The organism is Ectothiorhodospira shaposhnikovii (genome assembly GCF_016584105.1).
In the GTDB taxonomy this organism is placed as follows: Bacteria; Pseudomonadota; Gammaproteobacteria; order Ectothiorhodospirales; family Ectothiorhodospiraceae; genus Ectothiorhodospira; species Ectothiorhodospira shaposhnikovii.
In genome coordinates, this window is record NZ_NRSM01000055.1 from 1 (window position 1) to 7253 (window position 7253).

At 57.0% G+C, this 7253-nt stretch carries 7 protein-coding genes; 1 reads left to right on the forward strand and 6 read right to left on the reverse strand.

Annotated features, from left to right (window positions below):
• The 3 genes from CKO35_RS16985 to CKO35_RS16995 form a co-directional block, all read right to left on the reverse strand.
• A partial coding sequence (locus CKO35_RS16985; RefSeq protein WP_200173378.1) for a transposase occupies positions 1-189 on the reverse strand: 189 nt, incomplete at its 3' end.
• A 45-nt stretch (positions 190-234) separates the two neighbouring features.
• Positions 235-1923 carry a type I restriction endonuclease subunit R gene (locus CKO35_RS16990; RefSeq protein ID WP_200177303.1) on the reverse strand — a complete coding sequence of 563 codons (1689 nt, stop codon included), beginning with the start codon at positions 1921-1923 and terminating at the stop codon, positions 235-237.
• Positions 1910-2188: a helix-turn-helix domain-containing protein gene (locus CKO35_RS16995; protein ID WP_200177304.1), complete on the reverse strand. Its 279-nt coding sequence runs from the start codon at positions 2186-2188 to the stop codon at positions 1910-1912. The genes CKO35_RS16990 and CKO35_RS16995 overlap by 14 nt, the downstream gene beginning before the upstream one ends.
• A gap of 230 nt (positions 2189-2418) precedes the next feature.
• Here CKO35_RS16995 and CKO35_RS17000 point away from each other — a divergent pair, with 230 nt between their 5' ends.
• Complete coding sequence (locus CKO35_RS17000; RefSeq protein WP_200177305.1) at positions 2419-2583, forward strand: hypothetical protein; 165 nt, start codon at positions 2419-2421, stop codon at positions 2581-2583.
• Positions 2584-2958: 375 nt separating this feature from the next.
• Here the strand turns inward: CKO35_RS17000 and CKO35_RS17005 are convergent, their stop codons facing one another.
• The 3 genes from CKO35_RS17005 to CKO35_RS17015 are packed head-to-tail and all read right to left on the reverse strand — an operon-like array spanning position 2959 to position 7029.
• Positions 2959-3705, reverse strand: coding sequence for a DCL family protein (locus CKO35_RS17005; protein ID WP_200177306.1), 747 nt, complete (start codon positions 3703-3705; stop codon positions 2959-2961).
• A gap of 55 nt (positions 3706-3760) precedes the next feature.
• Positions 3761-5875 (reverse strand): ATP-binding protein, encoded by a 2115-nt coding sequence (locus CKO35_RS17010; RefSeq protein ID WP_200177307.1) that lies wholly within the window; start codon positions 5873-5875, stop codon positions 3761-3763.
• Positions 5876-5886: 11 nt separating this feature from the next.
• Positions 5887-7029, reverse strand: a complete 1143-nt coding sequence (locus tag CKO35_RS17015; RefSeq protein ID WP_200177308.1) for a hypothetical protein — start codon at positions 7027-7029, stop codon at positions 5887-5889.
• Positions 7030-7253: the final 224 nt, after the last annotated feature.

The window sequence follows — 7253 nt, forward strand, 5'->3', positions numbered from 1 at the left end:
CTGGTCCTCCTGTTGGTCATGCTGGGGAGATTGCCGCTCACGTTCCTTGCGCAACCACCGATCCAACAGGCTGCGATTGATTCCCAGAGACCGGGCAGCTTCGGCCACCCCATACCCCTGGCGCTCAACCAACGCCACTGCCTCAGCCTTGAATTCCGCCGTGTATCGACGTCGTGCCTTCTTGCTCATGAACACCTCCAATGCATAGCCTACGAGGGCTTAACGGGGTGTCCGCTACAATTGGACCACTTCAGGTTGCAGCTTGAAATATTCGAAGTTGTCCCAGCAATCGAGGATGAGGAATACATCCTTTTCGGTACACCAGGGCTTGGGCTTGGTGGCTTCAAGCAGCCGGGTGCCGCGCCCGATCATCTGCCAGAACTTGGTGTAGGAGTAGACCGGCTTAACAAAGACCAGATTGACGATCTCGCGCACGTCGATACCGGTATCGAGCATGTCGACGCTGATGGCGACGCGGGGCATGTCGTTGTTGGTGAACTGGTCGAGCAGGCCGCCCTTGCCGTAGACGCGCGGGTCATCGGAGACCAGCACCTTGGCCAACTCGCCTTTGTATTGGGGGAAGAGCTTGTCGAAGATCTCCTCGATGCGCCGGGCATGGGCCTTGGATGAGCAGAAGAAGATGGTCTTGCCGGGCAGCACGCCGCTGCCGTCCTTGATGCACTCCTCCATGTATTCCTTGACGATCAGGGCATTGGTCCCCTTGTTGATCACCTGCTTTTCGAGCTGTGAGCCCTCGAAGTTGATCTCCTCAATCTCCTTGCCTTCCAGCAGCAGCTTTTTCTGGTCATCCAACGAGATGGTGCGCTTGCTGATCCCCTCCATCTGAAAGCGGGTCTGGATCTTCATCACCTGGAAGCTGCACAGGTAGGGTGGCACGTTGTTGACCGCCTCCTCGAAGGTGTAGGCAAAGGTGGGAAGGCCGTCTTCGCAGTGAAAGAGCTGAAAGGTGTTGTGGTCGATGATATCGGTGGGCGTGGCGGTGAGCCCCAAGGTGATGGTCTTGAAATAGTTCAGCACCTCTTTGTAGGTGTTGTAGATGGAGCGGTGGCTTTCATCGACCACGATGAAATCGAAAAAGTGCGGCGAAAGCTGCTGCGACTCGTCCCGGATGATGTTGAGCATGGCGGGATAGGTCGAGACGTAGATGCGGCGATCCTTGGCGATGAGCTTCTCGCCGACATTGGGCCAGCGTGGCTCGTGGGGCAGATGCTCCTTGAAGGCGGCCAGTGCCTGTTCGCGCAAGGCGATGCGGTCGACCAGAAACAGGATCTTTTCGGCGTGTCCGGCACGCATCAGGGCATCGACCATGGCGATACAGGTGCGGGTCTTGCCGGTGCCGGTGGCCATAACCAAAAGAAAGTCACGCTTTTTCTGTTCGATGCCTTCCAGTACGGCGCGAATGGCGCGGATCTGATAGTCGCGGCCCGCGATGGATGTGTTGATCAGCTCCTGGGTCAGGGGCTTGCGGTTGCGGCGAATGTATTGAAAGCGCTCAAGGTCATCACGTGTAGGGAAGCCGACGATCTTACGCGGCGGGTAGTTGTCCAGATCCCAGAAATAAATCTCGTGCCCGTTGGTGTAAAAGCAGAACGGTAGCTCGCCACCCAGTTGTTTCTGGATGTTGTAACAGTATTGCTTGGCTTGCTCTCGCCCCAGCGCGGCGTCCTTGCTTGTTTTCTTTGCTTCGACCACGGCCAGGGGTTTGCGATCCTTGCCGAGCAATACATAGTCGCTGAATTGATGACCTTCGTATGGGGTGCGCGGTTCGGCAACACCCAGGGGAAGCGGCGTCAGGATGTCGAACTCCTCGATGACCTGAGTGGGGTCTTTAACATTCCAGCCCGACTGAGCGAGCTGGTTGTCAATCAGTTCAGAGCGGGTTTGGGCCTCAGTCCTGGTCATGCTTCAACTTCCCCTGTTCTTTCATCCGCACACAAAAGGCCTCAAATTGCCTTCTCGCCAGTTTGAAGGGAACCGTCTTGCTGTTTTCCCAGCGGTTGATCGTGGAAAAGCTCACGCCCAGCTCGTGGGCCAGCTCTTCCTGGCTGAGCCCCAGTTGCTGGCGGACTTCTTTGACCGTCTCCGCAAAATTTTCCGGTGCTTTTGCCATTTCGATTTGCCTCAATTCCTGGTGCCCCAGCAATTCACCGACGGCGAGGGAACGCAATGTGCCCAACGTACAATTACGGCCCGCAATATAGCAGGTGACAGCGCATGTGGAAGGCGGAAAGTTGGCGATTATTTCCGAATTTTCCGACACACCCCGCCGCCACCCGGTAAGTAACCCCCTCAGAAGGCCAACACGAAAAAAAATTCACCCGACGCCCGACACTTTCTCCGTCTCTCCGGTAAGTAAGCGGGGAAGCAATCAGAAATCACAACGAGGAGCGACCGACCATGGACATCAACGACCTGTTTGACGGAATCATGAAGAGTATCAACCAGTTTGCCGACGAGATCGCCGGACAGCGGCTGCAGGGAAAAATGCAGAAAACCGGACGAGCTCCGGAGAACGGGGGTAAGAACGCGGAGAATTTGAGGCGAACGAGACGCGGGAAATGACGGATTTCCCGACAAGGGAGTGATCGGGGCGGTAGCGCCGAAACCATGAAAGCGACGCAAGTCGCTGACAATACGCAGAAAAAGAAAACCCGCCCAATAACCGGATGTGGTCAGTGGACGGGTTTGTCTTTTCAAAATGGTGGTGGGGTGGAACCCTGCGCCAAACCTATGTAACTCAGCGCCTTATGACCGCTTCGAACTCCTTCGGAAAGGTGCGGAATCCAGCCCCTTCTACTAACAATCTTACCAGTTCTGCCTGGCCGAGGTCACCCGTCCAGGGCATCACTCAGGGCACCAGTTCGATTCCCATTTGCGGAATTGAACCCGCGTCCGCCCGGCGTCTACGCTGGCCTTATCGCAGGCGACCGGAGCGGGTCACGCCAGCCGCACTGGCCGTGCAACTTTTGGCCGGCGAGCTGAACTCGCGGTCTGCAGGTTTGCTTCCCGGCTGAGAATCCGAAGAACCGCTTGGCCATGGTGGAACGATCGGAATGCCTCAGTCACGGCGCTGTCCACGAATGTTGCCGTGGTCTGGCCGTCAGCCGGGGCGGAAACGATGCCGTCCGGGATGTCCCTCGACCAGCCCCTTGCAGCTCGGAATCCACTCACCATGTGCGAGAAATACGGCCATGCGTGGTCAATATGTGCGTCGTCGATGGTGACCATCTTTCCGGTCAACTCGCACTCAACCCGGCCCTGATCATCGCCGTACTGGGCAAACGCCTGGTTCTTGGCGAGGACGAGGTCGAGTGCGACCGCCTGCCGGCATGCGTTGTAGAAGTCTTGGGACCGCCCCTTCGGCTTGCCCTTGACCGCATCGATGTACGAGAAGTCGGTTTCAGTGCCGTCCTGCCGAACAATCCAGAACCCCGATGTGCTCCAGCCGGTCCCGGTATTCAGGCGTCGCTCAAAGTGAGCAATCTGGCCGGCCCCTTTTGTGGGTTCCCCAACAGCATCGAGCACAGGGTCAAAGCGCTCGATGAGCGCCACCAGATCTGTGTGGTCAGCCGGGTCGACGATCCGCTGACCGTCCTGATACCGGTGAAGCAGGGCCTTGTAGTGGTCGAGGGCGCTGCTCTGTGTTCGGAAGCTCCGCGAGCCGATTACGACAGGTTTGGCCATCTCTCATTTCTCCTGGGTCATCACTCACTGTCCCACAAGCGTCGAATTTCAGCAGTCACTTGTGAGCCCTAATCCAGGTCTTGCCCGTGGACGTACTCTTGAACGTCTCCCATCCTCTGGGTTGTGAGCCGAAAATCGCATTCATCGCCTTTGAAACGAGGTTGTACGCAAACTGACGGCGGTCTTCCAAGTGTTCCGGCAGGTGGTCAATCAGAAACTGCTGAACTCCATACCAAGGCATGCCATTCGAAGATTCGAGCTTCTGGCGGATGTCGGCATCTCCTCGCAAGGCATCAATCGCTCGCTGCTCTATGGTTGCCATGACATCCACTGGCTCGGAGTCTTCGAAGCCAGTCTCAGGGGAAAAGAGCGAGCCTGAAGCGTTTGCGTCTGGAACCTGAGCTGCCGCAGCACTCTGCTTCATTCCAGAGAAAGTGCTGCGCAGCGTTTGCGCATATGTATTCCCTACGGGTTGGTTGTAGTCATGGTCCCGCATTGAATACATCTTCTCGAACGACAGTGCGCGGAGGCTGACTGGATAAGGTTTCCCTCCCACCGAACTCCAGAACACACCTTGGCCTGGGATCGGCTCATTGAGTAGCGAACTCAAAAGGTCGTCACTGAAATGGGCGTTGGCTCGTTTCAGGGATGCAAGGTCAGCTGCGGACAGCAGATGGAAGATGAACCAGTTGTCGCCCTGGCTGAGGATCTCGACTGGGATGCTGCCGGGTTGCTGCGTGATCAGCAGTGCCCCGAGGTCGTATTTACGGCCTTCCTTCACCCAGGCAATGTAAGGCTCGGCGGCAGGTGCGTTCTCGTTCAACACAGATTGCGCTTCTTCGACAACGGCGATCGTCGGGATGGTCTTGGGGTCGGCAGCGGTGAACTCTTGCTGGTTCCGATCGAAGATCCGGCGCAGGATCAGGCCAGAGAGCACCAGGGACTGGCCCCCGCGCATCTGGGAGACGTCGATAACGCACAGCTTTCCCTCGGAAAGCGCATGAACCAGCATGTCCATGAGCTGACTGCTCTTGTCATGCAGCATCCTCACGATCGCTGTCATGTTGCCCCGGGCTGCCAGCGCCTCGGCCTCCTGTCGCTGAGGGTCGAGATCGAGCAGTCCACATACGTCTTCGAGCGGCGTGGTGTTGCCATTGGCGTCTATTAGATTGACCAGCGACTCCCAGCGATCTTGTGGAAGCCCCCTGAGCTTCCGCACGTTCTGCTGTTCCTGGCGCTCTGCTCCGAGTGCAATTGAAATTACATCCCCAGGCCGAAGGCGACGGATATCAAGCTTGATACCGCCCGCAACGAACGATTGGTAGAAAGGGCTTGGATTCTTTCGGTCGGTGAAAACGACGACCTTGTCTTCCAGCGCCGGGACATCGCACAGGCCTGGCCGGCCCTTGTCGTCTGGCCAGAAATACTCCCCATCCGGGTCAAAGATGACCGTGCCCACAGGGACCTGTTTGCCTGCGCGCTTGGTCACGAAGGGCGTGTCTTCGTAGAGCTTCGAGAAAAGCAGTTTGTTGAGGTTGGATTTACCGAAACCTGCTCGCGCAAAGATGAAGCTGCGGCGAGAGACCAGGGACTCGATCGGGAAGCGAACCAGCACCTCTGGGTCGACCACCTGCATCCATTCCTGCGATTGGAATGATTTGTTGCCGGCAGCGTAGATGTATTCCCCGAAAGCCAGATGGCCTATGGGAGCGCCATCAATGTTGTGTCCTGCGATCTCGCGCAACACTTCGGCGCTTGGAAAGGCAACCTTGCTGCCAACATGGGGAAGTCGACGATGGGAAGGAACGAATGTCAGCCCGTTGCCGTTCTTGCGTAGAACACCGAGCACGCGGATGTTGATCCGATACTTGAGATACTGCTCACGCAAATCCTCCGGAATAGGTCTTTCCTCGCGAACTGCACGGATGTTGAATTCCTCGCCGGAGCCGAACGACAGCTTGCCCTCAGAGGAAAAGGAGGCAATGCGGCCCAACACCGCCTCATCGGGTGTCTCCAGTTGGACGATGAGGAATTGCCCGTGCATCGGGATGTTCTGGAACTCGTTTCGGTACGGCAAAACGAGGTCGGCGTGGAATTCCATGCCCCCCTGCTGGAAGCCACGAAAGATCCCGACGACCTGTTCTCTGGGAAAGAGTTGGATTTCTGCCATGTTGTTCTCCCTTATCCGTACCGACGCTGCGCAGGATCGGCGTCCTGCAGCTGAAACGCATCCAATGTGCCCGCGTCGCCGCCGAGACTCGAACGCACACCCTCGTAGATGAAGTCCTGCAAAATATCGAAGTCGAAATCGACCAACGCCGCATTTTCATGCGCCTTTTGCAGGCAGCGTGGGTAATGGGGAACTGGAAAACCGTTGATCGCATCCGCAAGCATTGACCCGAGAATTGCCTGGGACTCGCTGACTTGTGGAACAAAGATGTCGATTGGCCACACGGGATCGCGGCGGTGGGAGCCAAACTTCACCAGGAACATCTTGCCGCCGACGAACTTGTTGATTTCGCCGCCCTCGCCAGTACGGTCATCGCCTCGTGCGAACTCCGACCAAACGTATGCTTTTTCCTCCACTTCGCGGGGTACCTCGACGTAGGCGGGGTAATCAGTCTGAAGCACGCCTTCCAGAGCCATGGCCAAGCGATACCGAGAAAGCACCTTGCTGTGCTTAGCTACACCGGCGAGATAAACTCGCCGCCGGCTGTTGCTCCATTGTTTGTCGATACGCTCCTTCATCCCTTGGAGTAGACGCTGGAATAGGTCTTTGGCGAAAACCTTGCTTCGAAGAAGGCCGTCGCAGATGATCAACGTGTCAGTGCCGTAATCTTTATCGAGGATCTTGAACAGGATCGCCCACTCGACCAGCTCCCGATAAACCTGAACCCAGCTGGGAGAAACCGGCTTTCCGCTGTCCGTCGGTCGGATCATGTGGGAGAGCGTCTGCAGGCTGTCTACTCCCAGGAAAACCATCATTTCACCCAGTGCCGTTTTGGGCGTCCCGCCCTCAGCGAACTGGCGTTGGTTGAGTTTCTGCACCGGTGTCGTGGGCGAAACAGCTTCAAGGCAGTACTCGTTGTTGCTGCTATCTACGACTCGGACCAACTGAATCAGGAAGGGGTCGAACTGAAGCTGGTTGTTTCCCCCATCGGTGCCAACCAGCGAGATCGACGTCGTGGCGCGCGGCTGGATTCGACGCGTGGCAATCTTCAACGGCTGAATTTCTTCTCGCAGAGCATCCAGCACCCCTTGATCGGTTCCGATGCAGTCTGCGATGGCCTCTTTCAGTTGGGCCTGGCTTGCCGGGTCAATCATGCTCCCTCCTGACTTTTCGCTGATTCAACGCGATGCCAGCCCTTGTTGGGGAGTCCTGGCTGGGCCCTACGGTTTCCACTCATGCAGGTTCGCTCCTTTTTTAGGGTATACGGATTTAATGGTTGATGGGGCACCTTCACCCCACCAACCTGATACCACCCTCAGATGGTTGATAGATCGACCCCGTAGTTGAGTTCCTCTGCGAAGTCCGGCAGTCCGTAACC

Bases quoted from the DNA above. Each gene is read 5' to 3' on its own strand.
- CKO35_RS16990 (WP_200177303.1), bottom strand. From the start codon at position 1,923: ATGACCAGGACTGAGGCCCAAACCCGCTCTGAACTGATTGACAACCAG.
- CKO35_RS17000 (WP_200177305.1), top strand. From the start codon at position 2,419: ATGGACATCAACGACCTGTTTGACGGAATCATGAAGAGTATCAACCAG.
- CKO35_RS17005 (WP_200177306.1), bottom strand. From the start codon at position 3,705: ATGGCCAAACCTGTCGTAATCGGCTCGCGGAGCTTCCGAACACAGAGC.
- CKO35_RS17010 (WP_200177307.1), bottom strand. From the start codon at position 5,875: ATGGCAGAAATCCAACTCTTTCCCAGAGAACAGGTCGTCGGGATCTTT.
- CKO35_RS17015 (WP_200177308.1), bottom strand. From the start codon at position 7,029: ATGATTGACCCGGCAAGCCAGGCCCAACTGAAAGAGGCCATCGCAGAC.